30 protein-coding genes are annotated in these 25,727 nt (G+C 52.5%); 15 read left to right on the forward strand and 15 right to left on the reverse strand.

Features of this window, described 5'->3' with window-relative positions:
* Positions 1-272: 272 nt before the first annotated feature.
* The 4 genes from glmM to rlmE all read right to left on the reverse strand — a co-directional run bounded on the left by glmM (position 273) and on the right by rlmE (position 5,266).
* Entirely contained in the window at positions 273-1,607 is a 1,335-nt protein-coding gene (glmM, locus tag B1H58_RS04990) for a phosphoglucosamine mutase (RefSeq protein WP_085068287.1), read from the reverse strand.
* Positions 1,608-1,614: 7 nt separating this feature from the next.
* On the reverse strand, positions 1,615-2,448 hold the full coding sequence (folP, locus tag B1H58_RS04995) for a dihydropteroate synthase (protein ID WP_085068288.1): 834 nt from the start codon (positions 2,446-2,448) through the stop codon (positions 1,615-1,617).
* An 82-nt stretch (positions 2,449-2,530) separates the two neighbouring features.
* Positions 2,531-4,465, reverse strand: coding sequence for an ATP-dependent zinc metalloprotease FtsH (gene ftsH / locus B1H58_RS05000; protein ID WP_085068290.1), 1,935 nt, complete (start codon positions 4,463-4,465; stop codon positions 2,531-2,533).
* Positions 4,466-4,636: 171 nt separating this feature from the next.
* Positions 4,637-5,266, reverse strand: coding sequence for a 23S rRNA (uridine(2552)-2'-O)-methyltransferase RlmE (gene rlmE, locus B1H58_RS05005; RefSeq protein WP_085068291.1), 630 nt, complete (start codon positions 5,264-5,266; stop codon positions 4,637-4,639).
* A gap of 125 nt (positions 5,267-5,391) precedes the next feature.
* On the opposite strand from rlmE, the gene yhbY reads away from it, so the two are divergent.
* Complete coding sequence (yhbY, locus tag B1H58_RS05010) at positions 5,392-5,685, forward strand: ribosome assembly RNA-binding protein YhbY (protein WP_085068292.1); 294 nt, start codon at positions 5,392-5,394, stop codon at positions 5,683-5,685.
* 225 nt (positions 5,686-5,910) lie between these two features.
* Here the strand turns inward: yhbY and greA are convergent, their stop codons facing one another.
* On the reverse strand, positions 5,911-6,387 hold the full coding sequence (gene greA / locus B1H58_RS05015; protein WP_085068294.1) for a transcription elongation factor GreA: 477 nt from the start codon (positions 6,385-6,387) through the stop codon (positions 5,911-5,913).
* A gap of 250 nt (positions 6,388-6,637) precedes the next feature.
* Between greA and dacB the strand changes: the two genes are divergently transcribed.
* The 3 genes from dacB to pmrB are packed head-to-tail and all read left to right on the forward strand — an operon-like array spanning position 6,638 to position 9,830.
* A complete protein-coding gene (dacB, locus tag B1H58_RS05020) occupies positions 6,638-8,071 on the forward strand; it encodes a serine-type D-Ala-D-Ala carboxypeptidase (RefSeq protein ID WP_085072234.1) in 1,434 nt (477 codons plus the stop codon).
* 5 nt (positions 8,072-8,076) lie between these two features.
* Positions 8,077-8,739 (forward strand): two-component system response regulator PmrA, encoded by a 663-nt coding sequence (gene pmrA / locus B1H58_RS05025; RefSeq protein ID WP_085068295.1) that lies wholly within the window; start codon positions 8,077-8,079, stop codon positions 8,737-8,739.
* Positions 8,736-9,830, forward strand: a complete 1,095-nt coding sequence (gene pmrB, locus B1H58_RS05030) for a two-component system sensor histidine kinase PmrB (RefSeq protein ID WP_085068297.1) — start codon at positions 8,736-8,738, stop codon at positions 9,828-9,830. The genes pmrA and pmrB overlap by 4 nt, the downstream gene beginning before the upstream one ends.
* Before the next feature lie 161 nt (positions 9,831-9,991).
* Here the strand turns inward: pmrB and cgtA are convergent, their stop codons facing one another.
* The 3 genes from cgtA to rplU all read right to left on the reverse strand — a co-directional run bounded on the left by cgtA (position 9,992) and on the right by rplU (position 11,958).
* Positions 9,992-11,164 carry an Obg family GTPase CgtA gene (gene cgtA / locus B1H58_RS05035; RefSeq protein ID WP_085068298.1) on the reverse strand — a complete coding sequence of 391 codons (1,173 nt, stop codon included), beginning with the start codon at positions 11,162-11,164 and terminating at the stop codon, positions 9,992-9,994.
* A gap of 209 nt (positions 11,165-11,373) precedes the next feature.
* Positions 11,374-11,631 (reverse strand): 50S ribosomal protein L27, encoded by a 258-nt coding sequence (rpmA, locus tag B1H58_RS05040; protein WP_038628771.1) that lies wholly within the window; start codon positions 11,629-11,631, stop codon positions 11,374-11,376.
* 15 nt (positions 11,632-11,646) lie between these two features.
* Entirely contained in the window at positions 11,647-11,958 is a 312-nt protein-coding gene (gene rplU, locus B1H58_RS05045; RefSeq protein WP_085068300.1) for a 50S ribosomal protein L21, read from the reverse strand.
* A 257-nt stretch (positions 11,959-12,215) separates the two neighbouring features.
* On the opposite strand from rplU, the gene ispB reads away from it, so the two are divergent.
* A complete protein-coding gene (gene ispB / locus B1H58_RS05050) occupies positions 12,216-13,187 on the forward strand; it encodes an octaprenyl diphosphate synthase (RefSeq protein ID WP_085068302.1) in 972 nt (323 codons plus the stop codon).
* A gap of 283 nt (positions 13,188-13,470) precedes the next feature.
* Positions 13,471-13,746 carry a helix-turn-helix domain-containing protein gene (locus B1H58_RS05055; RefSeq protein WP_085068303.1) on the forward strand — a complete coding sequence of 92 codons (276 nt, stop codon included), beginning with the start codon at positions 13,471-13,473 and terminating at the stop codon, positions 13,744-13,746.
* Positions 13,747-13,832: 86 nt separating this feature from the next.
* Here B1H58_RS05055 and murA read toward each other — a convergent pair whose 3' ends face one another.
* The 7 genes from murA to mlaF form a co-directional block, all read right to left on the reverse strand.
* A complete protein-coding gene (gene murA / locus B1H58_RS05060; RefSeq protein WP_085068304.1) occupies positions 13,833-15,092 on the reverse strand; it encodes a UDP-N-acetylglucosamine 1-carboxyvinyltransferase in 1,260 nt (419 codons plus the stop codon).
* A gap of 68 nt (positions 15,093-15,160) precedes the next feature.
* Positions 15,161-15,415, reverse strand: coding sequence for a BolA family iron metabolism protein IbaG (gene ibaG, locus B1H58_RS05065; protein ID WP_085068306.1), 255 nt, complete (start codon positions 15,413-15,415; stop codon positions 15,161-15,163).
* A gap of 117 nt (positions 15,416-15,532) precedes the next feature.
* Positions 15,533-15,838 (reverse strand): lipid asymmetry maintenance protein MlaB, encoded by a 306-nt coding sequence (mlaB, locus tag B1H58_RS05070; protein ID WP_085068307.1) that lies wholly within the window; start codon positions 15,836-15,838, stop codon positions 15,533-15,535.
* Positions 15,831-16,469, reverse strand: a complete 639-nt coding sequence (gene mlaC / locus B1H58_RS05075; protein ID WP_085068310.1) for a phospholipid-binding protein MlaC — start codon at positions 16,467-16,469, stop codon at positions 15,831-15,833. The genes mlaB and mlaC overlap by 8 nt, the downstream gene beginning before the upstream one ends.
* A 12-nt stretch (positions 16,470-16,481) precedes the next feature.
* The gene (gene mlaD, locus B1H58_RS05080) at positions 16,482-17,021 is read right to left on the reverse strand and encodes an outer membrane lipid asymmetry maintenance protein MlaD (protein ID WP_085068312.1); all 540 of its coding nucleotides are present in this window, start codon (positions 17,019-17,021) and stop codon (positions 16,482-16,484) included.
* 4 nt (positions 17,022-17,025) lie between these two features.
* Complete coding sequence (mlaE, locus tag B1H58_RS05085) at positions 17,026-17,808, reverse strand: lipid asymmetry maintenance ABC transporter permease subunit MlaE (RefSeq protein WP_085068315.1); 783 nt, start codon at positions 17,806-17,808, stop codon at positions 17,026-17,028.
* 4 nt (positions 17,809-17,812) lie between these two features.
* Positions 17,813-18,628, reverse strand: coding sequence for a phospholipid ABC transporter ATP-binding protein MlaF (gene mlaF / locus B1H58_RS05090; protein WP_085068317.1), 816 nt, complete (start codon positions 18,626-18,628; stop codon positions 17,813-17,815).
* Positions 18,629-18,853: 225 nt separating this feature from the next.
* On the opposite strand from mlaF, the gene B1H58_RS05095 reads away from it, so the two are divergent.
* From B1H58_RS05095 to ptsN, 9 genes are all read left to right on the forward strand, one after another.
* Positions 18,854-19,834, forward strand: coding sequence for a calcium/sodium antiporter (locus B1H58_RS05095; protein ID WP_085068319.1), 981 nt, complete (start codon positions 18,854-18,856; stop codon positions 19,832-19,834).
* Between the two features lie 14 nt (positions 19,835-19,848).
* Positions 19,849-20,835 (forward strand): arabinose-5-phosphate isomerase KdsD, encoded by a 987-nt coding sequence (gene kdsD / locus B1H58_RS05100; RefSeq protein WP_085068322.1) that lies wholly within the window; start codon positions 19,849-19,851, stop codon positions 20,833-20,835.
* Positions 20,836-20,852: 17 nt separating this feature from the next.
* On the forward strand, positions 20,853-21,419 hold the full coding sequence (kdsC, locus tag B1H58_RS05105) for a 3-deoxy-manno-octulosonate-8-phosphatase KdsC (RefSeq protein WP_085068325.1): 567 nt from the start codon (positions 20,853-20,855) through the stop codon (positions 21,417-21,419).
* Complete coding sequence (gene lptC / locus B1H58_RS05110) at positions 21,416-21,991, forward strand: LPS export ABC transporter periplasmic protein LptC (RefSeq protein WP_085068328.1); 576 nt, start codon at positions 21,416-21,418, stop codon at positions 21,989-21,991. Before kdsC ends, lptC begins: the two co-directional genes overlap by 4 nt.
* Positions 21,972-22,517 carry a lipopolysaccharide ABC transporter substrate-binding protein LptA gene (gene lptA / locus B1H58_RS05115; RefSeq protein ID WP_418304148.1) on the forward strand — a complete coding sequence of 182 codons (546 nt, stop codon included), beginning with the start codon at positions 21,972-21,974 and terminating at the stop codon, positions 22,515-22,517. The genes lptC and lptA overlap by 20 nt, the downstream gene beginning before the upstream one ends.
* A 5-nt stretch (positions 22,518-22,522) precedes the next feature.
* Complete coding sequence (gene lptB, locus B1H58_RS05120) at positions 22,523-23,248, forward strand: LPS export ABC transporter ATP-binding protein (protein ID WP_085068332.1); 726 nt, start codon at positions 22,523-22,525, stop codon at positions 23,246-23,248.
* A gap of 48 nt (positions 23,249-23,296) precedes the next feature.
* Positions 23,297-24,730, forward strand: coding sequence for an RNA polymerase factor sigma-54 (rpoN, locus tag B1H58_RS05125; protein WP_085068333.1), 1,434 nt, complete (start codon positions 23,297-23,299; stop codon positions 24,728-24,730).
* A gap of 23 nt (positions 24,731-24,753) precedes the next feature.
* Positions 24,754-25,041: a ribosome hibernation promoting factor gene (hpf, locus tag B1H58_RS05130; protein WP_085068335.1), complete on the forward strand. Its 288-nt coding sequence runs from the start codon at positions 24,754-24,756 to the stop codon at positions 25,039-25,041.
* 191 nt (positions 25,042-25,232) lie between these two features.
* Positions 25,233-25,715 (forward strand): PTS IIA-like nitrogen regulatory protein PtsN, encoded by a 483-nt coding sequence (gene ptsN / locus B1H58_RS05135; RefSeq protein WP_208615348.1) that lies wholly within the window; start codon positions 25,233-25,235, stop codon positions 25,713-25,715.
* Positions 25,716-25,727: the final 12 nt, after the last annotated feature.

The following is a 25,727-nucleotide window of genomic DNA, read 5'->3' on the forward strand; positions in this document are numbered from 1 at the left end:
TGTTTCCTTGCGCGGTCACCGCACATCAAAAGCTTCAAACCAATTGACGGGATAATTGTTATTACCCATCAGAAGCGGGTGTGAATACTAACCAAAGGCATAAACATCTGCAAGCGCAATTTTTCCCTGCGGCACTGATTGCAGAAAAAAGCGCCATCATGCTGTTTTTTACGTCGAAACCACCGGTTCCCTGGCAGACAAAAGGTGGTCAGCCAGGGAACATATTATCGATAGCGGGCGTTAAAACAGCGTGTGCGTTTACAGCCGCACTATCAGGCCGCTTTCACCGCATCGGCGATACGATGCGCCAGCGCGGTAACCTGCGCCTCATCCTCGCCTTCAACCATCACGCGGATTAACGGCTCAGTGCCCGATTTACGCAGCAGAACGCGTCCACGCCCCGCTAACGTTTTTTCGACTTCAGCCGTAACCGCTTTAACCTCAGCGCTCTCCAGCGGGTCTGTGGTGCCGCTAAAGCGCACGTTGACCAGGATCTGCGGCAGCAGCTTCATTCCGCTGCACAGATCGTGTAGCGTCATGTGATTACGCGCCATAGCGGTAAGCACTTGCAAACCTGCAACGATGCCGTCGCCGGTGGTGGTTTTGTCCAGCAAAATGACATGCCCGGAATTTTCTGCGCCCAGACGCCAGCCTTTTTCCTGCAATTTTTCCAGCACGTAGCGGTCGCCGACTTTGGCGCGCGCGAATGGAATTCCCAGCTGCTTCAGTGCCAGCTCAAGCCCCATATTACTCATCAGCGTCCCCACTACGCCGCCGCGCAGCTGCCCCTGACGCAGGCCTTCACGCGCAATGATGTAGAGGATCTGATCGCCATCAACCTTATTGCCCAGATGATCAACCATCATGACGCGATCTCCGTCGCCGTCAAAGGCCAGCCCAACATCCGCTTTGGATTCAAGAACGCGCTGCTGCAATGCACGCACATCGGTCGCGCCACACTCTTTGTTGATGTTCATGCCGTCAGGCTGCACGCCAAGCGAAATTACCGTTGCGCCCAGTTCACGCAATACGTTAGGCGCGATGTGATAAGTGGCGCCATTTGCGCAATCGACTACTATTTTCAAGCCGTTCAGATTCAATTCGCTGGGGAACGTGCCTTTGCAAAACTCAATATAACGCCCAGCGGCATCGACAATACGGCTGGCGCGCCCCAGCAACGCAGACTCCACGCAGGTTAACGGCTTTTCCATTTCCTGCTCGATCGCTTCTTCAACTTCGTCCGGCAGTTTAGTGCCTTCAGAAGAGAAGAACTTGATGCCGTTATCCTCAAACGGATTATGCGAGGCGGAAATTACGATCCCTGCTTCAGCACGAAACGTACGGGTTAAATAAGCAATAGCGGGCGTTGGCATCGGGCCGGTGAACGCGGCAGAAAGGCCGGCAGCGGCCAGACCCGCCTCCAGCGCCGACTCCAGCATATAGCCGGAGATGCGCGTATCTTTACCAATAATGATTTTTTTCGAGCCGTGACGCGCCAGCACTTTTCCTGCAGCCCAGCCCAGCTTAAGCACGAAATCAGGCGTAATAGGCATTTCGCCTACTTTTCCGCGAATGCCGTCGGTGCCAAAATACTTACGATTACTCATAGCGTTATTATTCCTTCGCTGAACGTGTCGCTTCAACGACGCGCATTGCTTCTACCGTCTCTTTAACATCGTGCGCGCGTATAATCTGCGCACCCTGCATCGCAGCAATCACCGCACAAGCCAGGCTACCAGTTAAACGCTGAGAAGGTCCTACGTTTAGCAGTTGCCCAATCATTGATTTACGCGACATTCCCACCAGTAGCGGCAGGCCAAAATCATGGAAATCGGCCAGATGCGCCAGAAGCTGATAATTGTGGCTGAGATTCTTACCGAATCCGAAGCCCGGGTCGAGTAGCAACTGCGATTTTTTGATGCCTGCGGCTTCACAGCGGGCAATATGATGAACAAAAAAGTCGTTCACTTCTTGCAGCAGGTTTGTGTAGTGCGGCGCGGCCTGCATGGTGTCTGGCTCTCCCTGCATATGCATCAGACACACCGGTAAGCCAGTCTCTGCCGCAGCCTCAAGCGCGCCGGGCAGCCGTAACGAGCGGACATCATTTATAATGTGAGCGCCCACTCGCGCTGATTCACGAATAACTTCAGGCTTTGAGGTATCAACGGAAATCCATACTTCAAACCGTTGCGCAATTGCCTCGACCACCGGAATAACGCGCTCCAGCTCCTCGTCCGTGGTTACCGCATCCGCCCCAGGGCGGGTTGATTCACCGCCGACATCAATAATGGTCGCACCTGCGTTCACCATCTCATTGGCATGCGTTAGCGCCGCTACCAGTGAATTATGCTGACCACCATCGGAGAAAGAATCAGGAGTCACGTTAAGAATGCCCATAACATGGGGATGAGACAGATCCAGTAGGGAATCCCTTGCGTACAACTTCATCTTTTTCTCCTTAGGATATTTGGTCATGTAATAGATGTAAAAAACCCCGGACCAGCCGGGGTTTTTAATGGTCTGAAGGCGTTTATTTATTAAACTGCTCAGACATTGTGTTACCTGGGTTCGGCGTGCGCGGCTCATCAACCGGACGCGGCGCTTTTGGCGAACCGTCATTGTCCGAATGGTTAGAGTTGGAGGTTGCATCTTCCCAACCCGCTGGCGGACGCACTTCACGGCGAGCCATCAAATCGTCGATTTGCGGCGCATCGATGGTTTCATATTTCATCAGCGCATCTTTCATTGAGTGCAGGATATCCATGTTCTCGTTGAGGATGCGACGTGCACGTTCGTAGTTATTATCAATCAGCAGTTTCACTTCCTGATCGATCAAACGCGCCGTTTCATCAGACATATGTTTCGCTTTAGCCACTGAGCGACCAAGGAAAACTTCGCCCTCTTCTTCCGCATACAGCAACGGACCCAGTTTTTCCGAGAAGCCCCACTGCGTCACCATGTTACGCGCCAGGTTTGTCGCGACTTTGATGTCGTTAGACGCACCGGTAGAAACATGTTCCGGACCGTAGATGATCTCTTCAGCCAGGCGGCCGCCGTACAGGGTTGAAATCTGGCTTTCCAGTTTCTGACGGCTGGCGCTAATCGCATCGCCTTCCGGCAGGAAGAAAGTTACCCCAAGCGCACGTCCACGCGGAATAATCGTTACCTTGTGCACCGGATCATGTTCCGGCACCAGACGACCAATAATGGCATGGCCCGCTTCGTGATAGGCGGTAGACTCTTTTTGCGCTTCCGTCATTACCATAGAGCGACGTTCCGCACCCATCATAATTTTGTCTTTCGCTTTTTCGAACTCCACCATCGACACAACGCGCTTGTTACCACGAGCGGCAAACAGAGCGGCCTCGTTCACCAGGTTAGCCAGATCGGCACCGGAGAAGCCAGGCGTACCACGTGCAATAATCGCAGCATCAACATCGGTTGCCAGCGGCACGCGACGCATATGTACTTTCAGAATTTGCTCACGACCACGCACGTCTGGCAGACCAACAACAACCTGACGGTCGAAGCGGCCCGGACGCAACAGTGCCGGGTCCAGTACATCAGGACGGTTGGTTGCGGCAATCACGATGATGCCTTCATTGCCTTCGAAGCCATCCATTTCTACCAGCATCTGGTTAAGCGTCTGCTCACGTTCATCGTGACCGCCGCCTAAGCCAGCGCCACGCTGACGGCCTACCGCATCGATCTCATCGATAAAGATGATGCACGGTGCTGCTTTTTTCGCCTGCTCAAACATGTCGCGCACACGAGAAGCACCCACACCCACAAACATCTCTACGAAGTCAGAACCGGAGATAGTGAAGAACGGCACTTTAGCTTCACCGGCGATCGCTTTCGCCAGCAGCGTTTTACCGGTACCCGGCGGGCCGACCATCAGTACGCCTTTCGGAATTTTACCGCCCAGTTTCTGGAAGCGGCTGGGTTCGCGCAGGTATTCTACCAGCTCGCCCACTTCTTCTTTTGCTTCATCACAGCCTGCAACATCAGCAAAAGTGGTTTTGATCTGATCTTCCGTCAGCATGCGGGCTTTGCTTTTACCAAAGGACATCGCGCCTTTGCCACCCCCGCCCTGCATCTGGCGCATAAAGAAGATCCAGACACCAATCAGCAGCAGCATCGGGAACCAGGAGATGAAGATGGAAGCCAGCAGGCTTGGCTCTTCCGGTGGTTCACCGACAACTTTTACATTTTTAGTCAACAGGTTATCGAGTAACTTGGGATCGTTGACGGGAATGTAGGTCGTATATCGATTACTGTCTTTTTTGGTAACGTTGATTTCACGCCCGTTAATACGTGCCTCGCGGACCTGATCCTGGTTCACTTCCGACAGGAAGGTTGAATAATCAACCCTACGGCCATTCGACTCGCTGGGCCCAAAGCTCTGGAAAACAGACATCAGCACAACTGCGATGACCAACCAGAGAATCAGGTTTTTCGCCATGTCACTCAAGGGATTAACCTCTTATTACAACTGTGTTAACAGACAGCGTAGGGTACTATATATCCACCATACTTGGAATCGCTGCGGTGTGACTGCGTTCGCTAACCCAAACCACTTACTGCGTAAGCTCCTTGGGACGTGCATGCCTTGCCGCGGCTCCAGTTATTTTGGCTATAGTTTGCGCCCTGTCGCTACAATGTACACTTCGCGTGAACGTGAACGCGAAGCGTCCGGCTTACGAATTTTCACTTTCGTAAACAGGGAGCGAATTTCCCGCAGGTATTCATCGAAGCCATCTCCCTGAAATACTTTCACTACAAAACTGCCACCAGGTGCCAGTACATCGCGACACATTTCCAGTGCCAGCTCCACTAAATACATCGACCGGGGAATATCAACGGCTGGAGTGCCGCTCATATTGGGCGCCATATCGGACATGACAACCTGGACTTTCTCTTCGCCGACGCGTTCCAGTAGTGCTTTCACTACGGATTCTTCACGAAAATCGCCCTGAAGGAAATCGACACCAACGATAGGATCCATCGGTAAAAGATCACAAGCGATAATACGTCCTTTTGAGCCAATCTGGGTCGCAACGTATTGAGACCAACCGCCAGGCGCTGCACCAAGATCGACCACGGTCATCCCGGGCTTAAACAGCTTATCGCCCTGCTGTATTTCATCAAGTTTAAACCAGGCGCGCGAACGCAACCCCTTTTTCTGTGCCTGTTGCACATATTTATCGCTAAAGTGTTCCTGAAGCCAGCGGCTGGAACTGGCTGAACGCTTTTTACCTGTCATACTTTTTCCAACTATTCTTCATCGTAGCGATAAATAACCAAACATAGTGATGTCCTGTTTGGTGATATACCAGAGATGGCGGTAGAATGTACCGTTTTCAATCCCAATGTAAGTAAAAATATACGATGAATCTGAGTACCAAACAAAAACAGCACCTGAAAGGTCTGGCCCATCCGCTGAAACCCGTTGTTATGCTGGGTAACCACGGCCTGACCGAAGGCGTGCTGGCCGAAATCGAACAGGCGCTTGCGCATCACGAACTGATTAAGGTGAAGATCGCTACCGAAGATCGGGAAACGAAAAACCTGATGGTAGAAGCCATTGTTCGTGAAACGGGGGCCTGTAACGTGCAGGTTATCGGCAAGACGCTGGTGCTGTACCGTCCGTCAGAAGAACGCAAAATCTCCCTGCCGCGCTAACCGGGCAAGCTGATTATACGCTAAATAATTCGGGTTGCGTGAAAGCAGCAACGCAGCAAATCCTGGAAGCTTACTGAGTAAGTGAGCAAGGAAAGCCAATGCACATGCAGCCTGAAATATAACGATTATAGTCAGCCGGAAGAAGTTGCCATGCTCCTGCTCAGGATAAAAGGCCGCAACGCGGCCTTTTTCCTTTCTTTACAATTATGTGATGCGTCAGAGCGATTAAAGATATTCTACTTTCAGAATTTCATACTCGACGTCACCGCCGGGCGTTTTAATCACCACTACATCATCCACTTCTTTACCAATCAACCCGCGCGCCATCGGCGAGTTTACGGAAATCAGGTTCTGCTTAAAGTCCGCCTCATCATCACCAACGATACGATAGGTTGACTCTTCATCAGTATCGATATTCAGCACGGTTACCGTCGCGCCAAAAATCACCCGGCCATTGTTAGCGATTTTAGTAACATCGATCACCTGCGCATTAGACAGCTTGGCTTCGATCTCCTGAATACGCCCTTCACAAAAGCCTTGTTCTTCACGCGCGGCATGATACTCGGCATTCTCTTTCAGATCGCCATGTTCACGCGCTTCCGCTATTGAGGCAATAATACGGGGGCGTCTGACGGTCTTCAGCTCTTCGAGTTCTTCACGCAGCTTCTCCGCGCCCCTTAACGTCATCGGAATCTGATTCATTTTAATACCTCGTCATCGGTCCTGTTTGCTTGTTGTCGTCCTGACCAGTGGGTCGTCGGCCTGACGCGTTGTGCAACGCTACCGGCTGATTCGCAAACAAAAGAAACCTGACCCGGAGCAGGCTCCAGGTCAGGATTCAGGTTTGCATTTTGATACGTATTTTAACCCAGAGTTCCCTATGGGTCATCGTTTACTTTCTACTACGATGCACCGTAGTATGACGGCTTCACCCGTCAGTTACCGCGAGATTATGCGATTTTCACGACTTGTTACCGGACTAACCTGTGCGTTTATGCTGCAAGCTCAGGCAGCACCCGTGGAAGAATACACACAATATTTACCGGATGGCGCAAACCTGGCGCTGATGGCACAAAAAGTGGGTTCATCAACGCCGCTGGTCGATTATCACAGTAAACAAATGGCTTTGCCAGCCAGCACCATGAAAGTAGTGACGGCGCTCGCAGCGCTGCTGGAATTGGGTCCAGACTTCCGCTTTCGCACCACGCTGGAAACGCAGGGCAAAGTGGATAATGGCACCCTGCAGGGCGATCTGATTGCCCGCTTTGGCGGCGATCCTACGCTTTCACGCCAGGATTTACGTAATATGGTTACCGCTCTGACCAAACAGGGCATTACCCATATTCAGGGCAATTTGGTGATCGATACCTCGGTCTTCGCCAGTCACGATAAAGCGCCAGGCTGGCCATGGAACGATAATACTCAGTGCTTTAGCGCGCCACCTGCCGCTGCTATTGTGGATAAAAACTGTTTTTCCGTGTCGTTGTACAGCGCCGATCGTCCCGACGATAACGCCTTTATTCGCGTAGCGTCTTATTATCCGGTTACCATGTTCAGTCAGGTACGTACGTTAGCGAAAGGGTCGCCCGATGCGCCTTACTGCGAACTGGATGTCGTACCGGGCGAGCTGAACCGCTTTACAATCACCGGCTGTATGACGCAGCGCAGCGAACCTTTGCCGCTGGCCTTTGCTATTCAGGATGGCGCCGCCTGGTCCGGAGCCATTTTAAAAGCCATGCTGCAGGATGCCGGTATTGATTACACCGGACATCTGGTGCGCCAAACGCGCGTCACCGAGCCAGGCACTCTCCTGGCGGAGACCCAGTCCGCGCCGCTGCGTGATTTGCTGAAAGTGATGCTGAAAAAATCGGACAATATGATCGCCGATACGGTTTTCCGCACCATCGGGCGTCACTATTTCAACGTCCCTGGCACCTGGCGTGCGGGTTCAGATGCGGTGCGCCGTGTTCTGCGCCAAAAGGCGAATATCGATCTTGGCAACAGCATCCAGGTCGATGGATCCGGGCTATCGCGTCACGATCTGATCTCTCCGGCAACCATGATGCAGGTGCTGCAATATATTGCTCAGAACGATCAGCAGTTGAACTTTATCTCTATGCTGCCGCTGGCGGGCTACGATGGCACGTTGCGCTATCGCGGCGGTCTGCATGAAGCAGGCGTGGATGGCAAAGTTTCCGCCAAAACCGGTTCGCTGTCAGGGGTTTATAACCTGGCCGGTTTTATTACCACCGCCAGCGGTCAACGCGTGGCATTTGTCCAGTTCCTGTCCGGGTATGCCGTACCGCCAGAGGACAAACGCATCCGCCGCGTGCCGCTGGTGCGCTTTGAAAGCCGGCTATACAAAGACATCTATCAGAATAACTGAGGCGCATGAAAATTCTCATTGTGGAAGATGATGTGCTATTGCAGGAAGGCATAGCCCTCGCGCTAAGCAGCGAGGGCTATGCCGTTGATTGCGCGGATAAAGCGGCACAGGCGGATGCTCTGCTGCACAGTGGGGAGTACAGTTTAGCGGTGCTGGATCTTGGCCTGCCGGATGCGGATGGAACCGATTTGCTGCGCCGCTGGCGTCGAAAAAATATCGACCTGCCGGTATTGATTCTCACAGCCCGCGATGCGCTGGAGGATCGGGTTGACGGACTGGATGCTGGCGCTGACGATTATCTGGTTAAGCCTTTTGCGCTGGCTGAATTAAAAGCGCGCGTACGGGCGCTCATCAGACGTTACCAGGGCCACAGTGACAATCAGATCCAGCATGGAGATCTGGCACTCAACCTCTCCTCTTTGCAGGTCTCGGTGGATAATCAGCCAATAGAGGTTACGCCTAAAGAGTTCGCTCTGCTTTCCAGGCTGCTGATGCGAATCGGTCAAACCGTGCATCGCGAGACATTACAGCAGGATATCTACAGCTGGCAGGACGATAACAGCTCGAATGCGCTGGAGGTTCATATCCATAATCTGCGCCGCAAGTTGGGTAAAGATCGTATCAAAACGGTACGCGGCGTGGGATACCGGCTGGAAGAGCGTCAATGAACAGTATGCGTCGGCGTTTGTTAATTATGCTGGCGCTTATTTTGCTGACTTGTCAGCTAATGAGCGCCATTTGGTTATGGCATGAAAGCCGTGAACAGATCGGTTTCCTGGTAAACGAAACGCTGACGGCGAAATCACGTAATCAGCATGTTGAAAACGAGATCCGTGAGGCGATAGCCTCTCTTCTGCTTCCGTCGTTAGTAATGGTCGGCTTTACGCTGATTCTCTCTTTCTGGGCGATCAGCTGGGTTATTCGTCCACTCAAGGCCTTACAAAACAGTCTGGCTGAGCGCTCCGCCGATAATCTCTCGCCGTTGCCTGTCTATTCGGAGATGGAAGAAATCGTGGCGGTAACCGGAGCAATGAATCAGCTGCTTGCCCGCCTTAATCAAACGCTTCAGCAAGAAAGGTTATTTACGGCCGACGCGGCCCATGAGTTACGCACGCCGCTGGCAGGGATGCGCCTGCACCTTGAGCTGATGGCGCAGCAGGAGATCAAGCAGGCGCCTATGCTGGTGGCGCGTATCGATCAGCTAATGCACGTTATCGAGCAACTGCTGATGCTGTCGCGTGCCGGGCAGGCGCTGGCCAGCGGTCATTATCAAACGCTGAGCTGGCAGCGGGATATTTTTCTTCCCTTGCAGGCTGAAATGAGTGAGTTACTGCAACAGCGACAGCAGACGCTGAAGTGGGCGCAACAGGATATGAAAGTGCAGGGTGATGCAGTTTTATTGCGCCTGATGGTGCGTAACTTACTGGAAAACGCTTCCCGCTATAGTCCGGAGCACTCACCCATTACGCTGCAGCTACAGGCGCAAGATAATGGCAGCCTGCTGACGATTCGTGATGAAGGTCCCGGTATTGATGAAAAGAGCGCGGGAGAACTTACCCAGGCGTTTCATCGACGCGATCGGCGTTACGGCGGCAGCGGGCTGGGTTTAAATATTGTGCTGCGAGTTTTACAGCTCCACGGCGGGAAGATGCAGTTAAGCAATCGCCAGGATCGTTCAGGACTGGAAGCGCAATGCTGGTTGCCGGCTATCCTGAATCAGGGCAGCGGACAAACCAGCACAAGCCAGTATTCAGGTTAATACCGGGCGCGCCAAACCGGTAACGTCCTTCAATCATTTGCACACTCCCTGCACGGCAACAGGGCTTATCAGTATGCTCTGCAGGTCAGGCGTACGGCCCGCTGCGATAAAACAGCAAAAAAAAGCCCGGCGATAAGCCGGGCTGCAGTTATCAGGCATGATTAATGCTGATAGATGATTTCGACACCTTCGTCGTCATCTTCGTCCCAGTCATCATCCCAATCTTCATCCACTTCTTCTTCTGCCTGTTCCAGCGCTTCACGGTGGTAATCGTCCCACATGAATTCAGCTTTCTCAGGTTTCTTCTCTTCCTGTTCCGCCTCTTTGGGATTGGCGATCAGGAAGGACATCACATCCCAGCACAGCGCATTCACGCCGGTCTGACTGGCGGCAGAGATAAGATAATATTTCTCATCCCAGCCAAGCGCTTCCACAATGGCCTTCGCACGCGTTTCCGCTTCTTCTTTACTCAGCAGATCCACTTTGTTGAAGACCAGCCAGCGCGGCTTGTCATACAGTTTTTCACTGTATTTCTTCAGCTCGCCGAGGATGATACGCGCATTTTCTACCGGATCGGATTCATCAATCGGCGCCAGATCGATCAGGTGCAGCAGAACGCGGCAGCGTTCCAGATGCTTCAGGAAGCGAATGCCCAGGCCCGCGCCATCCGCAGCGCCTTCAATCAGGCCAGGAATATCGGCGACCACAAAGCTTTTTTCATTATCCATACGCACTACGCCAAGGCTCGGCACCAGCGTGGTAAAGGGATAATCAGCCACTTTCGGCTTGGCGGCAGACACCGCGCGGATAAAGGTTGATTTACCGGCGTTTGGCAGACCCAGCATGCCAACATCGGCCAGCAGCATCAGCTCCAGCTGCAGATCGCGCTTCTCACCCGGCGTACCCATGGTTTTCTGACGCGGGGTACGGTTAACGGAAGATTTAAAGCGCGTGTTGCCCAGACCGTGCCAGCCGCCTTTTGCTACCATCAGCTTTTGCTCATGGCGCGTCAGGTCGCCCAGCGTTTCACCGGTACCCTGATCGATAACGCGCGTGCCGACCGGCACTTTAATCACGATATCTTTACCACGCTTGCCGGTACAGTCACGGCTCTGCCCGTTCTGTCCACGCTCGGCGCGGAAAGATTTTTCAAAGCGATAATCGATCAGCGTGTTAAGGTTTTCATCGGCCAGCAGATAGACATCGCCGCCGTCACCGCCGTCGCCGCCGTCCGGGCCGCCTTTCGGAATATATTTTTCGCGGCGGAAGCTAACGCAACCATTACCGCCGTCACCTGCAACGACCAGAATCGTCGCTTCATCAACAAACTTCATTTACCTTCTCCGTAAATCATTCACCTGGCGACCGGATAAACCGGTGCGGCTTTAATTCCGCCGAGGCCATAAGCGATGACCCGTTGCGGAAAGACTGTACGTAAATTGTACAGCAAATCAGGCAAGCTCAAAATGTAAAAAGCCCCGCAATATTCTGCGGGGCTTTCATTCTCTGGCAGGCAGATTAACCAGCCTGCAGCACGACAACCTTACTCAGCAACGATGCTGACGTATTTACGGTTGTTCGGGCCTTTAACTTCGAATTTCACTTTACCGTTTGCAGTAGCAAACAGAGTGTGGTCACGGCCAAGACCAACGTTAGTGCCTGCGTGGAACTTGGTGCCACGCTGACGAACGATGATGTTGCCAGCCAGTACAGATTCACCGCCGAAACGTTTTACGCCCAGGCGCTGTGCATTTGAGTCGCGACCGTTACGTGTTGAGCCGCCAGCCTTTTTGTGTGCCATTTGTCAGATCTCCTCTCAGGCGCTGATGCCAGTGATTTTCACATCAGTGAACCACTGACGATGGCCCTGCTGCTTACGATGGTGTTTACGACGACGAAACTTAACGATCTTAATTTTCTCGCCACGACCATGAGCAACAACTTCTGCTTTGATCACGCCACCTGAAACCAGCGGTGCGCCGATTGTAACGTCGTCACCATTTGCAATCATCAGAACCTGATCGAACTCAATAGTTTCGCCGGTTGCGATGTCCAGCTTTTCCAGGCGAACGGTTTGACCTTCGCTTACTCGGTGTTGTTTACCACCACTTTGGAAAACCGCGTACATATAAAACTCCGCTTCTGCGCTTACCTTCTTCAATTGTCAGGCGGCGCGATAAATATTCACAATAGGGCGCGAATTCTACGCAAAAATCCCTGCGTTGACAAGAGGACATAGCAAAGGATTGCAGAAAAAAAACGCAGCGCCATACCCAGGATTCAAGAGCCTCGTTTTTCAAGTACAATCTGTAATACATTACATGGCACAGACATGGGCAAAGTCGCTTAACATGGCGCTGAACAGAGCAATAGCTGAACAGACTGATGAATTTAGAACAAATTAATGAATTAACCGCCCAAGATATGGCGGCCGTCAACGAGACCATCCTCTCACAGCTGAATTCAGATGTTTCGCTCATCAATCAGTTGGGTTACTACATTATCAGCGGCGGCGGAAAGCGTATTCGTCCTATGATTGCCATTCTTGCGGCGCGAGCGCTCGGCTATGAAGGTAAGCAGCACGTGACTATTGCCGCGCTGATTGAATTTATTCATACCGCGACGCTATTGCATGACGATGTAGTGGATGAATCTGATATGCGGCGCGGAAAAGCCACGGCCAACGCGGCCTTTGGCAACGCAGCCAGCGTGCTGGTTGGCGATTTTATTTATACCCGCGCCTTTCAAATGATGACCAGCCTTGGTTCGCTGCGTATTCTGGCTTTGATGTCAGAAGCAGTAAACGTTATCGCCGAAGGCGAAGTGCTGCAGCTAATGAACTGTAACGATCCGGATATCACTGAAGAGAGCTATATGCGGGTGATTTACAGTAAAACAGCGCGTCTGTTCGAAGCCGCGGCGCAATCTTCCGGTATTCTGGCGGGCGCGACTGAAGCTCAGGAGCAGGGTTTACAGGATTATGGCCGCTATCTCGGCACCGCCTTTCAGCTGATTGACGATCTGCTTGATTACAGCGCCGATGGACAAACGTTGGGGAAAAACGTCGGTGACGATCTCAGCGAAGGTAAACCTACCCTGCCGTTGCTGCATGCCATGCGCCATGGCAATGCCCAGCAGACCGCCATGATACGTGAAGCCATTGAACAGGGTAATGGTCGCCATTTGCTGGATCCGGTACTGGAGGCGATGCGTCAATGCGGTTCTCTTGAGTGGACGCGCAGCCGTGCCGAACAGGAAGCAGATAAAGCTATTGCTGCTCTGCAGGTGTTGCCAGAATCTCCCTGGCGCAGCGCGCTGGAAGCGCTGGCTCATATGGCAGTACAGCGCGACTCCTGATGCGTTACGGGGGGCGCTTTTTAACGCTCCCCCACTCTTTATTTTTTCCTTCCGTTTGCAATCACCCATCACGCTTTTGCGAAGAGAAACACATTTCTCTCGCTTCATTTGGAATTTACTGGAAATAAATGGATTCTGTTTGCTATAAAAAACCACTTTCTGGCAAGATGGAGCTTGAACTACAAACAGAAATATACTCTTTCCCCTAACTCTTTTAGTTTAAAGTTTCTTAAAAACTCCAACAATTTTCGTCAAGAATAATCAGCATAGGGAGACGTGCGCTATGGGTAATGTGAATAAAACAAAGCAAGACTGGCATACGGCGGATATCATTGCCGCCCTGCATAAAAAGGGAACCTCTCTTGCTGCAGTATCGCGCCAGGCTGGCCTGAGTTCATCAACGCTGGCTAATGCGCTCAATCGTCCATGGCCGAAAGGGGAATGGTTAATTGCCGAGGCGCTCGCGGTTCATCCGGCGGAAATTTGGCCCAGCCGCTACTACGATCCCATAACCGGGAAGCTGATTGATCGTAAAAAGTTGATTCGTTCCCGCTCCTGACCCCGCTTAAATAAAAAAAAACAGCCCCCGAAATCGGGCGCTGTTTTTAACAAAAACGTCTTCAGAACGCGCTACAGCAGCGAGATTTATTCGCCTTTAACCCGTTCGATTTTCGCGCCCATGGCGATCAGCTTATCTTCGATATGCTCATAGCCACGATCGATATGATAAATACGATCGACCATTGTGGTTCCTTCAGCAATACAGCCAGCCAGTACCAGGCTGGCGGAAGCGCGTAAATCCGTCGCCATCACCTGCGCACCAGAAAGCTTCTCTACGCCGTAGCAAATCGCCGTATTGCTTTCGATCTCTGCATGCGCGCCCATACGTATCAGCTCAGGAATATGCATAAACCGGTTTTCGAAAATGGTTTCGGTAATGACGCCGGTTCCTTCTGCAACCAGGTTTAGCAATGTAAACTGCGCCTGCATATCGGTAGGAAAACCCGGATGCGGCGCGGTACGCACGTTAACGGCTTTCGGACGTTTACCGTGCATATCAAGGCTGATCCAGTCTTCACCCGTTTCGATTTCCGCACCGGCTTCACGCAACTTCGCCAGTACCGCATCCAGCGTATCAGGCTGCGTTTTATGACACACAACCTTGCCGCCAGAGATCGCTGCAGCAACCAGAAAAGTTCCCGTTTCAATACGATCAGGCAATACGCGGTAAACGCCGCCGCCCAGGCGCTCAACGCCCTCAATCGTAATACGATCGCCGCCTGCACCGCTGATTTTTGCGCCCAGGGTATTCAGGAAGTTCGCGGTATCCACGATTTCCGGTTCACGCGCGGCGTTTTCAATGATGGTCGTGCCGGTCGCCAGGGTCGCCGCAGACATGATGGTAACCGTCGCGCCAACGCTGACTTTATCCATCACTATGTGCGCGCCCTTCAAACGCCCATTGACCGAGGCTTTAACATAGCCCTCTTCCAGCTTGATTTCCGCGCCCAGTTGCTCCAGCCCGGTAATATGCAAATCAACCGGTCGCGCGCCGATGGCGCAGCCGCCAGGTAAAGAGACCTGCCCCTGACCAAAACGCGCTACCAGCGGTCCCAGCGCCCAAATCGAGGCGCGCATGGTTTTCACCAGCTCATAAGGGGCGCAGTAAATATCTACTTTACTGGCATCAAGATGCACAGAGCCATTGCGCTCCGCTTTTACACCCAGCTGGCTGAGCAGCTTCATGGTGGTATCAATGTCCTTCAGTTTCGGGACATTCTGAATCTCCACCGGCTCTTCAGCCAGCAGAGCGGCGAACAGGATCGGCAGGGCGGCATTTTTAGCGCCGGAGATGGTGACTTCACCGCTTAGCCGGGTCGGACCCTGTACACGAAATTTATCCATTGCAACTGCTCTCTGTTGTCAGAACTTAAAAGGCCATCGAGTCGCGGACCATAAACCGCCTCAACAGCTTAAAAACCGTTTAGCTTACGATCCCGTTCCCACTCTTCAGGGGTGTAGGTTTTGATGGATACCGCATGAATACGGTTATCAGCGATATATTCCATCAGCGGCGCATAGACCGCCTGCTGTTTTTTCACGCGACTCAGCTCAGCGAACAATTCGCCAACGGCGATAACCTGAAAATGGCTGCCGTCACCGCTGACATGTACTTCTTTTAACGGCAGTGCGTTCATTAGCACTGTCTGAATTTCACTATTTTCCATGATTTTTTTACATTCGGTTGATGATAAACAGGCAGTCATATTAGTTGAAAGCGCATTTATCTTAAACAAACAAAAAGCCCCCGGCTGGGCAGGGGCTTATACAAAAATCCAGCGCGATTAGTCGCAATTTTCAGCAGAAACAATAATCTGCTGTAAATTGTACAGCATGATCAGGGAGTGTAATTTATCCGTGATACCGCTGAAAACGGGGCTGGCACCCTGCTGTTGCGCTATCTGACGCAGATGCACCAGTAACGCCAGACCGGCAGAGTCTACGCGCTGCAGCCCGGAAACATCGATAACCTCAATTTTTTGCATTGCGGTTTCGCGCTGCTGCCACAGGCCGAGCAGTGTTTCCCGGTCAAGCTCCCCGCGAAGGTAAAGCGTTTTTGCCTCAACCTGCCAGCTCAGAAGATCAGCCATTATTTTTCTGATCCAGAGTAATAGGCTGCGCCGCATAGTTTTTCAGCTGCTGCGTCATACCGTCGATGCCTTTGGTACGCAAAATATCGCTCCACTCATTTTGTTTGGTGGTGATCATACTGATCCCTTCAGCGATCATGTCGTAGGCCTGCCATTCGCCGGTACGGCTGTTTTTACGCCACTGAAAATCCAGGCGAACCGGGGGTCGTCCGTTGGGGTCGATAATGCTGACGCGGATGGCAATGATATTCGCATCGCCCAGCGGCTGCTCCGGCGCGATTTGATACGTTTGTCCATGGTAAAGCGCCAGCGCCTGGCCATAAGCCTGCGCCAGATAATCGCCAAACGCGTTGAAATAGGCTTCGCGCTGCGCCGGCGTCGCTTCACGGTAGTAGCGGCCCAGAACCAGCGCGCCAGCATATTTAATTTGTACATAAGGCAGCAGTTCCTGACGAACAATCTCGCGCAGATAATTGGGATCCTGCTTGATTTTCGGCTGTTCATTTTTCAGACGGGTGAATGTCTTCGCCGCTGCCTCATTCATCAGCTTATAAGGATTGGTTTGATCTGCCGCGTTTGCCGCCAGCGGCGCGATAACCAGCATAGCGACCATCAGTAAACGTTTAAACATACGTGTAGCCTCTTAAGGTTGTTCCGGGTTAGCAGAAGTCGGTGCTGCAGGTGCATTTTGTTCCTGCGCAGGGCTTTGATTACCATCGCCGCTCTTATACAAGAACTGACCAATCAGATCTTCCAGCACCAGCGCCGATTTCGTATCCTGGAGCGTATCGCCATCCTTCAGAATAGCCGTGCCCATATCAGGATCGTCAAAACCAACATTTAACGCCAGATACTGTTCGCCCAGCAGCCCCTGAGTACGAATCGCCAGTGAACTGGTATCGGGAAGATGGTTATATCTGTCTTCAATTTCCATGGTTACGCGTGGCGACAGAGATTTCTCATCCAGGGAAATATCCGTAACGCGACCAATCACCACGCCGCCAATTTTAACCGGAGAGCTAATCTTCAACCCGCCGATATTGTCAAAAGACGCGTAGAGTCTCCATGTCGGCTCGGTGCCCAGCGATTTCACATCTGCAACGCGCAGACAGAGAAACAGGATGGCGATCAGCGCCAGCAGCATGAATGCCCCTACTCCAATTTCACTTTTTTTTGTTTGCATTGTCCTAGTTCCCAAACATCAGTGCCGTCAGCACAAAATCTAACCCCAGTACCGCCAGTGAGGAATGTACTACCGTACGCGTGGTGGCCCGGCTGATCCCTTCAGAGGTCGGAATCGCATCGTAGCCGTTAAATAACGCAATCCAGGTTACCGTAATGGCAAACACCGCGCTTTTAATCAGGCAGTTAATAATATCGGTACGGAAATCTACCGCGTTCTGCATCGCCGACCAGAAGAATCCAGGGTCGATACCTTTCCAGCTGACGCCTACCAACGCCCCGCCCCAAATGCCCACGGCGGTAAAAATCAGCGTTAATAGCGGCATACTGATAAAGCCCGCCCAGAAGCGCGGTGAAATTACCCGACGCAGCGGATCTACCGCCATCATTTCCATGCTGGAAAGCTGCTCCGTCGCTTTCATCAGGCCGATTTCCGCCGTTAACGCCGAACCGGCGCGTCCGGCAAACAGCAACGCCGTGACCACCGGCCCCAGTTCGCGCAGCAGCGACAATGACACCAGCATGCCGAGGCTGGTTTCAGCGCCGTAGGTCGTTAGCACCAAAAACCCCTGCAGCCCCAGCACCATGCCGATAAACAGGCCAGAAACCAAAATGATCAGCAAGGACATCACGCCTACGCTGTATAACTGTTTGATCAGCAGCGGGGCGTGTTTGCGAAATTGCGGTTTACCGGCCAGCGCGTGAAACAGCATCAGACCGGCACGGCCAAACGAAGCACAGGTTTGGATCCCCTGGCGACCCAGTAGCGCCAGCGCATTTAAAAACATCAGCTTATTGACTCCCTGAACCGGTAAGATCGGCAAAATAGTCGCCAGCCGGATAACGGAAAGGCACCGGCCCATCAGCAATCCCATCGATGAACTGGCGTACACGTGCGTCAGGATTATCCTGAAGCGCCTGCGTTGTTCCCTGAGCAATGATTTTTTGCCCTGCAACAATATAGGCGTAATCGGCAATGCTCAAGACCTCAGGCACATCATGTGAAACCACGATACAGGTCATGCCCAGCGAATGATTCAGCTCATCAATCAGCTTAACCAGTACGCCCATGGTAATGGGATCCTGACCGACAAAAGGCTCGTCGAACATGATCAGATCCGGTTCCAGCGCAATCGCTCGCGCCAGTGCGGCGCGGCGCGCCATCCCGCCCGAAAGCTCTGAGGGCATTAATTTCGCTGCTCCGCGCAGACCGACCGCTTCCAGCTTCATCATCACGGTGCTGTGCAGTAGCGGCGCGGGCAAGCGCGTATGCTCCCGCAACGGCCAGGCGACATTCTCGTAAACATTAAGATCGGTAAACAGCGCTCCGGACTGAAACAGCATGCTCATACGCTTGCGTGTCTCATACAGGCGCGAGCGCGACAATTGGGGAATATTTTCGCCGTCGAACCAGATATCACCGGCATCTGGCTGCAGTTGGCCGCCAATAAGACGCAGCAGAGTCGTTTTACCGATACCGGAAGGCCCCATGATGGCGGTGACTTTCCCTTTTGGCACCGTTAACGAGATATTGTCGAAAATGGTGCGATTACCACGGGTAAAGCTAACGCCGTGGACTTCGACCAGATTCGTGGATGGCTGGTGCATTGATACCTCTGTTATCCATTTTAGGCGATTCAAAAGATTTATGTTAATCGCATCTAAGTAACCGTTGCCGCGAGTTTTACAGAAATCGGATGCTACTTCGTAGCGAAAACCGGCATACGTTTTACTTTTTGCTCGCAGACGGTCAAAATCATCGCCATTCTTTATATCGCCTGCAAAATGACGAGTCTGGCAAACCGACGAGTATAACCGATCCAAGGATTTTTCATGCTTTTAGCCGCTGCACTGTTAGTTATCGGTTTAGTTTTACTGGTCTATGGAGCCGATCGTTTAGTGTTTAGTGCCGCCATTCTCTGTCGTTCGTTGGGCATTCCTCCGCTGATTATTGGTATGACCATTGTGGGCATCGGCACCTCGCTGCCTGAACTGATCGTCTCTTTTACTGCCGCCACGCATGGGCAGATGGATATGGCCGTCGGCACTGCAATGGGTTCCAATATTACTAATATCTTGCTGATTCTTGGCGGTGCGGCACTGCTACATCCCCTTACGGTCCATTCGAACCTGGTGCGGCGTGAACTGCCGTTAATGCTGCTGGTAACCTTGTTAAGCGGCATCATCCTGTGTGACCACCAGTTGAGTCGCGTTGATGGCGTCGCGCTGATCGCCTTTGCCCTGCTCTATCTGCTGTTTATTATTCGTATCGCCCGCCGCGCCGAACGGGATAATAGCGATACGTTAACGCGGGAACAGCTGGCTGAACTGCCGCGTGACGATTCAGGCAACACGGTTGCTTTTCTGTGGCTGGCGGTTGCGCTGATTATTCTACCAATGTCGACCCGCATGGTAATCGATAACGCAACGGTGATTGCGGACTACTTCGGCGTAAGCGAGCTGGTGATTGGGCTAACGATTATTTCCGTCGGGACCAGCCTGCCGGAGCTGGCGACCGTGATCGCAGGCGCATTAAAAGGAGAAGATGACATAGCCATTGGCAACCTTATCGGCTCCAACATTTATAATCTGGCTATTGTACCTGGACTGCCGGCTCTGCTTCAGCCCGGGGAGTTCGACAGCGCCGCCTTTGAGCGCGATTACTGGGTTATGCTCGGCGTCAGCGCTCTGTTTATGCTTATTTGCCTACAGCGCAGCCGTCGTATTGGTCGTCGCGCCGGGGCGATTTTACTGGCCGGCTTTATAGCCTGGGTAGCCATACTTTACCTGCAGCCATTTAGTCTCAACGGATAAAGGACTGAACATCAATGACGCACATCATGCCCGAGCCGGGATTCGATTTCCAACAGGCCGGTAAAGAAGTACTTGATATTGAACGCCAGGGGCTGGAACAGCTCGATCAATACATCAACGATGATTTTACCCGCGCCTGCGAAATGATGTTCTGGTGCCAGGGAAAAGTCGTGGTAATGGGGATGGGTAAATCGGGGCATATTGGCAAAAAAATGGCGGCCACCTTCGCCAGTACCGGCACACCCGCCTTTTTTGTGCATCCCGCCGAAGCCAGCCATGGCGATTTAGGGATGGTCACCAGCAACGACATCGTGATCGCTATTTCCAACTCCGGCGAATCAAGCGAAATCCAGGCGCTGATCCCGGTGTTAAAACGGCTTAAAGTGCCGCTGATTTGCATCACCAGCCGCCCGGAAAGCAGCATGGCGCGTGCAGCAGATCTTCATCTGTGTGTTAAAGTGCCGCACGAAGCGTGTCCGTTGGGCCTGGCACCGACCTCCAGCACTACGGCAACGCTGGTGATGGGCGATGCGCTGGCGGTTGCCCTGCTGAAGGCGCGCGGCTTTACCGCCCAGGACTTCGCTCTTTCTCACCCTGGCGGCGCGCTGGGACGCAAACTGTTGCTGCGCGTCAGTGATATTATGCACACCGGCGATGAAATTCCCCACGTTACCCGCGAAGCCTCGCTACGCGATGCACTGCTGGAAATTACACGCAAAAATCTGGGTATGACGGCAATCGTAGACGATTTAATGCATATTCAGGGCATTTTTACCGACGGTGATTTACGCCGCGTTTTTGATATGGGCATCGATTTTCAAAAAGCGTCTATCGCCAGCGTGATGACGCCGGGCGGCATTCGCGTACGCCCCAATATGCTAGCGGTTGACGCTCTGAACCTGATGCAAAGTAAGCATATCACTGCCGTCATGGTTGCCGACGGCGACCAGCTTATTGGTGTTGTTCATATGCATGACATGCTGCGCGCAGGCGTAGTATAAACCGGATGGAAACAAGAATGACGCAAGAAAAAAACGTCGTGGAAACCTGCTACGGCGAGGTAAGCCAGGACGTAATACAACGCGCCAGCGAGATTCGCCTGTTGATCTGCGATGTTGATGGCGTAATGTCCGATGGCCTGATTTATATGGGCAATAGCGGCGAAGAGCTAAAAGCGTTTAACGTTCGTGATGGTTATGGCATTCGCTGCCTGCTGACCTCCGACATTGAGGTGGCGATTATCACCGGCCGCCGGGCCAAACTGCTGGAAGATCGTTGCCAGACGCTGGGCATTACACATCTTTACCAGGGGCAGTCTGATAAGCTTTTGGCCTTCAGGGAACTTCTGGATAAACTGTCGTTAGCCCCCAATCAGGTCGCCTACGTCGGCGACGATTTGATTGACTGGCCGGTGATGGCCAAAGTGGGTTTAAGTATCGCCGTAGCTGATGCTCACCCGCTGCTGCTGGGGCGCGCCAACTATGTGACCCGTATTGCCGGTGGGCGCGGCGCGGTACGCGAAGTCTGCGATCTGATTTTGATCGCCCAGGATAAGTTTGATGATGCCAAAGGGCAATCGGTATGAGTAAAACCAGGCGTTGGATAACGCTATTGTTGGCGTTGATTGCCATTATCTTGATCGGCTGGAATCTTGCCGGTAACGAAGATGAACAGGGTCAGGTGGAAACAAACGATCGGGAACCGACCTATACCAGCGCGAATTCCAGTACCGTGGTATATAACCCAACCGGCAGCCTGAGCTACAAGCTGGTGTCGGATAAGGTGACCTACTTTTCCGCCGATGAAATCAGTTGGTTTGACAGGCCGCTGATGACCACTTATGACGAAAACAAGATCCCTGCCTGGTCAGTACGGGCCGACAAGGCCAAACTGACGAAAGATCGCATGCTTTATCTTTACGGTCACGTTGAGGTCAATAGCCTGGCTAAAGATACCCAGATTGAGCGGATCAAAACCGATAATGCGCAGGTGAATCTGGTTACGCAGGATGTGATGTCTGATGACCAGGTCACTCTTTATGGCCGCAGCTTTAACTCCACTGGTATGAAGATGCGCGGTAATTTACGGACGAAAACGGCCGAGCTGATTGAAAAGGTCAAAACAAATTATGAAATCAATGCACAACAACAGCCTTAAACTACTGCTTATCAGTACCCTGCTGGCCGCCAGCGTTCCGGCTTTTGCCTTAACCGGCGACTCTGAAAAGCCGGTTAACATCAATTCGGCCAATCAGGCGCTGGATATGCAGGGCAATGTCGCGACCTTTACCGGCAACGTTATCGTTACTCAGGGTTCGATAAAAATTACCGCAGATAAAGTGGTGGTTACACGTCCCGGCGGCGACAGCAAAAAAACCGTGGTCGACGCCTATGGCAATCCGGCCACTTTTTATCAGCTACAGGACGATGGCAAACCGGTAAAAGGCCATGCGGCAAAGATGCGCTATGAGCTGGCGAAGGATTTCGTTGAGCTTACCGGCAATGCTTATATTGAGCAGCTGGACAGCAACGTGAAAGGCGATCGCATTACCTATCTGGTTAAAGAGCAGAAGATGCAGGCCTGGAGTGAAGGCGATAACAAACGCGTCACCACGGTGCTGGTTCCTTCGCAGTTGCAGGATAAACCCGCCTCCTCATCCACTAGCCAACAGAAGAGCCGCTGATCCCTATGGCAACACTAATCGCTGAAAATCTGGCAAAAGCCTATAAAGGCCGCCGCGTGGTGGAAGATGTCAGCCTGCAGGTTAAATCAGGCGAGATCGTTGGCCTGCTCGGTCCAAACGGGGCCGGCAAAACCACAACGTTTTATATGGTCGTTGGTATTGTGCCGCGTGATGCAGGCCGCATCGTTATTGATGATGAAGATATCAGTATTCTGCCGCTGCACGCTCGCGCCCGACGCGGGATTGGCTATCTGCCACAGGAAGCCTCTATTTTCCGTCGTCTGAGCGTTTATGACAACCTGATGGCGGTGCTGCAGATACGGGAAGATCTCACCACCGAGCAGCGTGAAGATCGCGCCAAAGAGCTGATGGAAGAGTTCCATATTGCGCATCTGCGCGATAGCCTCGGCCAGGCGCTGTCAGGCGGCGAGCGCCGTCGTGTTGAAATTGCCCGAGCGCTGGCGGCAAATCCCAAATTTATTCTGCTGGATGAGCCTTTTGCCGGCGTCGATCCCATATCTGTGATTGATATTAAAAAAATCATTGAGCATCTGCGCGACAGCGGGCTTGGCGTCCTGATCACGGACCACAACGTCCGTGAAACGCTGGCCGTCTGCGAACGCGCTTATATCGTTAGCCAGGGCCATTTAATCGCGCACGGAACGCCGGAAGCTATCCTGGCCGATGAGCAAGTAAAACGTGTCTATTTGGGTGAAGAGTTCAGACTCTGATATGGTGTCAGTTATGACGGTGTTTTATCAGGAATCTTTATTCTGAATATGAAGCAAGGTTTGCAACTCAGACTCAGTCAACAGCTTGCAATGACTCCGCAGCTACAGCAGGCAATCCGTTTGCTGCAGCTTTCTACGCTGGAACTTCAACAGGAGATACAGCTGGCGCTGGAGAGTAATCCGTTGCTTGAGCAGACCGATATCCATGAGGAAGTAGATTCTCTCGAATATGCTGAAAGCGAAGCGCTTGATACGCGTGAGGCGCTTGAGCAAAAGGATATGCCGGAAGAGTTGCCGCTTGATGCAACCTGGGATGAGATCTATACGGCCGGTACGCCCTCAGGCACCGGCAATGACTATCGCGATGATGAACTACCGGTTTATCAGGGCGAAACCACCCAAACCTTGCAGGATTACCTGATGTGGCAGGTAGAGCTAACGCCGTTTAGCGATACCGACCGCGCGATTGCCACCTCGATCGTCGATGCCATTGACGATACCGGCTACCTTACCGTTACGCTGGATGATATCCGCGACAGCCTTGGCGACGAGGATGTGGCGCTGGATGAGGTTGAAGCGGTTCTGAAGCGAGTCCAGCGTTTCGATCCGGTTGGGGTGGGCGCACGTAACCTGCGTGATTGTCTGCTGGTACAGCTTTCACAATTTGCGCGCGATACGCCCTTTCTGGCCGAGGCGCAGCTGATTGTCGATCAATACCTCGATCTGCTGGCCAACCATGATTTCCGCAGTCTGATGCGCGTGACGCGTTTGAAAGAAGAAGTGCTGAAAACGGCGCTGGCGCTGATTCAGTCACTGGATCCACGACCCGGCCAGTCAGTTAACACCCGCGAACCGGAATATGTCATCCCTGATGTGCTGGTGCGTAAAACAGGCAATCGCTGGACGGTTGAGTTAAACAGCGACAGCGTGCCGCGCCTGCAGATCAATCAGCAATACGCCGCGCTGGGCAATTCGGCGCGTAGCGACAGCGATAACCAGTTTATTCGCACCAATTTACAGGATGCGAAATGGCTGATTAAAAGCCTGGAAAGCCGTAATGATACGCTGCTCAAAGTGACGCGTTGCATTGTGGAACAACAGCAGGCTTTTTTTGAGCAGGGTGAAGAGTTTATGCGCCCGATGGTGCTGGCGGATATTGCCCAGGCCGTTGATATGCATGAGTCGACCATTTCCCGCGTTACCACTCAAAAATATCTGCACAGCCCACGCGGCATTTTTGAACTGAAATACTTTTTTTCCAGCCATGTTAATACCGAAGGCGGGGGCGAAGCCTCATCAACTGCCATTCGCGCGCTGGTGAAAAAGCTAATCTCGGCGGAAAACCCCGCCAAACCGCTGAGCGACAGCAAGCTCACTACCCTGTTGTCTGAACAAGGCATTATGGTGGCGCGCCGTACCGTCGCGAAGTATCGCGAGTCTTTATCCATCCCGCCATCAAACCAGCGTAAGCAATTGGTTTGATCATCACTGAGAAGGAAGACGCTATGCAACTCAATATTACCGGGCAACACGTTGAAATCACGACCGCTTTACGTGAGTTTGTGAACACCAAATTTGCCAAACTGGCCCAATATTCTGACCGGATAACCCAGGTTCATATTGTGCTAAAGGTAGAAAGAGTGCAGCAGATAGCGGAAGCGACGCTGCATGTCAGCGGCGGCGAACTGCACGCAACGTCTGAAGCCAGTGATATGTATGCGGCGATCGATGGTTTAATCGATAAGCTGGCGCGCCAGCTAACCAAGCATAAAGATAAGTTAAAACAACACTAATCACCTCGCGGCTTAAGGAAAAACAGGCCGTCAGGTTGCCGGATACGGTAACATGCACAGACCGGGGGCGAGCTTTTTCGCCCCGTTTTTCCATTCACGCCGGCTGGCGAAGTTTTTGCTGCTGTTCTCGTCGCAAGACGCGTAAAGTAGCGTGATGTGCCAGTAAATGTGAACACGCAAGTGAAACTATGATGAACAACGAACTCTCACTGGAACTCAGCTCTGTACTTAGCCTTGACTGTACCCGCAGCGGCGTGCATTGCCAGAGCAAAAAGCGGGCACTGGAAATCATCAGTGAACTGGCTGCCAAACAGCTTAACCTGCCCCATCAGACGGTTTTTGAAGCTATTCTGACGCGCGAACGCATGGGCAGTACCGGTATCGGGAACGGTATTGCGATCCCGCACGGCAAGCTGGAGGAGGATACGCTACGCGCGGTCGGCGTTTTTATCCGTCTCGATCAGCCTATCGCTTTTGATGCCATTGATAACCAGCCGGTGGATTTGCTCTTTGCCTTGCTGGTGCCGGCGGATCAATGTAAAACACATCTACATACCCTTTCGCTGGTAGCAAAGCGACTGGCTGACAAAACCGTTTGCCGTCGTCTGCGGGCTGCGCAAAGTGATGAAGAGTTATATGAAATCATCGCCGCGATGCCAGAAGAAAATCACTAAATAGTCAGCTTG

It is taken from the genome of Pantoea alhagi (assembly GCF_002101395.1).
GTDB lineage: Bacteria > Pseudomonadota > Gammaproteobacteria > Enterobacterales > Enterobacteriaceae > Mixta > Mixta alhagi.

Bases quoted from the DNA above. Each gene is read 5' to 3' on its own strand.
- ibaG (WP_085068306.1), bottom strand. From the start codon at position 15,415: ATGGAAAATAGTGAAATTCAGACAGTGCTAATGAACGCACTGCCGTTA.
- rpoN (WP_085068333.1), top strand. From the start codon at position 23,297: ATGAAGCAAGGTTTGCAACTCAGACTCAGTCAACAGCTTGCAATGACT.
- kdsD (WP_085068322.1), top strand. From the start codon at position 19,849: ATGACGCACATCATGCCCGAGCCGGGATTCGATTTCCAACAGGCCGGT.
- hpf (WP_085068335.1), top strand. From the start codon at position 24,754: ATGCAACTCAATATTACCGGGCAACACGTTGAAATCACGACCGCTTTA.
- B1H58_RS05055 (WP_085068303.1), top strand. From the start codon at position 13,471: ATGGGTAATGTGAATAAAACAAAGCAAGACTGGCATACGGCGGATATC.
- mlaE (WP_085068315.1), bottom strand. From the start codon at position 17,808: ATGTTTTTAAATGCGCTGGCGCTACTGGGTCGCCAGGGGATCCAAACC.
- mlaB (WP_085068307.1), bottom strand. From the start codon at position 15,838: ATGGCTGATCTTCTGAGCTGGCAGGTTGAGGCAAAAACGCTTTACCTT.
- mlaD (WP_085068312.1), bottom strand. From the start codon at position 17,021: ATGCAAACAAAAAAAAGTGAAATTGGAGTAGGGGCATTCATGCTGCTG.
- lptB (WP_085068332.1), top strand. From the start codon at position 22,523: ATGGCAACACTAATCGCTGAAAATCTGGCAAAAGCCTATAAAGGCCGC.
- rpmA (WP_038628771.1), bottom strand. From the start codon at position 11,631: ATGGCACACAAAAAGGCTGGCGGCTCAACACGTAACGGTCGCGACTCA.
- pmrB (WP_085068297.1), top strand. From the start codon at position 8,736: ATGAACAGTATGCGTCGGCGTTTGTTAATTATGCTGGCGCTTATTTTG.
- pmrA (WP_085068295.1), top strand. From the start codon at position 8,077: ATGAAAATTCTCATTGTGGAAGATGATGTGCTATTGCAGGAAGGCATA.
- greA (WP_085068294.1), bottom strand. From the start codon at position 6,387: ATGAATCAGATTCCGATGACGTTAAGGGGCGCGGAGAAGCTGCGTGAA.
- rlmE (WP_085068291.1), bottom strand. From the start codon at position 5,266: ATGACAGGTAAAAAGCGTTCAGCCAGTTCCAGCCGCTGGCTTCAGGAA.
- mlaC (WP_085068310.1), bottom strand. From the start codon at position 16,469: ATGTTTAAACGTTTACTGATGGTCGCTATGCTGGTTATCGCGCCGCTG.
- mlaF (WP_085068317.1), bottom strand. From the start codon at position 18,628: ATGCACCAGCCATCCACGAATCTGGTCGAAGTCCACGGCGTTAGCTTT.
- rplU (WP_085068300.1), bottom strand. From the start codon at position 11,958: ATGTACGCGGTTTTCCAAAGTGGTGGTAAACAACACCGAGTAAGCGAA.
- kdsC (WP_085068325.1), top strand. From the start codon at position 20,853: ATGACGCAAGAAAAAAACGTCGTGGAAACCTGCTACGGCGAGGTAAGC.
- dacB (WP_085072234.1), top strand. From the start codon at position 6,638: ATGCGATTTTCACGACTTGTTACCGGACTAACCTGTGCGTTTATGCTG.
- B1H58_RS05095 (WP_085068319.1), top strand. From the start codon at position 18,854: ATGCTTTTAGCCGCTGCACTGTTAGTTATCGGTTTAGTTTTACTGGTC.
- cgtA (WP_085068298.1), bottom strand. From the start codon at position 11,164: ATGAAGTTTGTTGATGAAGCGACGATTCTGGTCGTTGCAGGTGACGGC.
- glmM (WP_085068287.1), bottom strand. From the start codon at position 1,607: ATGAGTAATCGTAAGTATTTTGGCACCGACGGCATTCGCGGAAAAGTA.
- ispB (WP_085068302.1), top strand. From the start codon at position 12,216: ATGAATTTAGAACAAATTAATGAATTAACCGCCCAAGATATGGCGGCC.
- lptC (WP_085068328.1), top strand. From the start codon at position 21,416: ATGAGTAAAACCAGGCGTTGGATAACGCTATTGTTGGCGTTGATTGCC.
- ptsN (WP_208615348.1), top strand. From the start codon at position 25,233: ATGAACAACGAACTCTCACTGGAACTCAGCTCTGTACTTAGCCTTGAC.
- yhbY (WP_085068292.1), top strand. From the start codon at position 5,392: ATGAATCTGAGTACCAAACAAAAACAGCACCTGAAAGGTCTGGCCCAT.
- ftsH (WP_085068290.1), bottom strand. From the start codon at position 4,465: ATGGCGAAAAACCTGATTCTCTGGTTGGTCATCGCAGTTGTGCTGATG.
- folP (WP_085068288.1), bottom strand. From the start codon at position 2,448: ATGAAGTTGTACGCAAGGGATTCCCTACTGGATCTGTCTCATCCCCAT.
- murA (WP_085068304.1), bottom strand. From the start codon at position 15,092: ATGGATAAATTTCGTGTACAGGGTCCGACCCGGCTAAGCGGTGAAGTC.
- lptA (WP_418304148.1), top strand. From the start codon at position 21,972: ATGCACAACAACAGCCTTAAACTACTGCTTATCAGTACCCTGCTGGCC.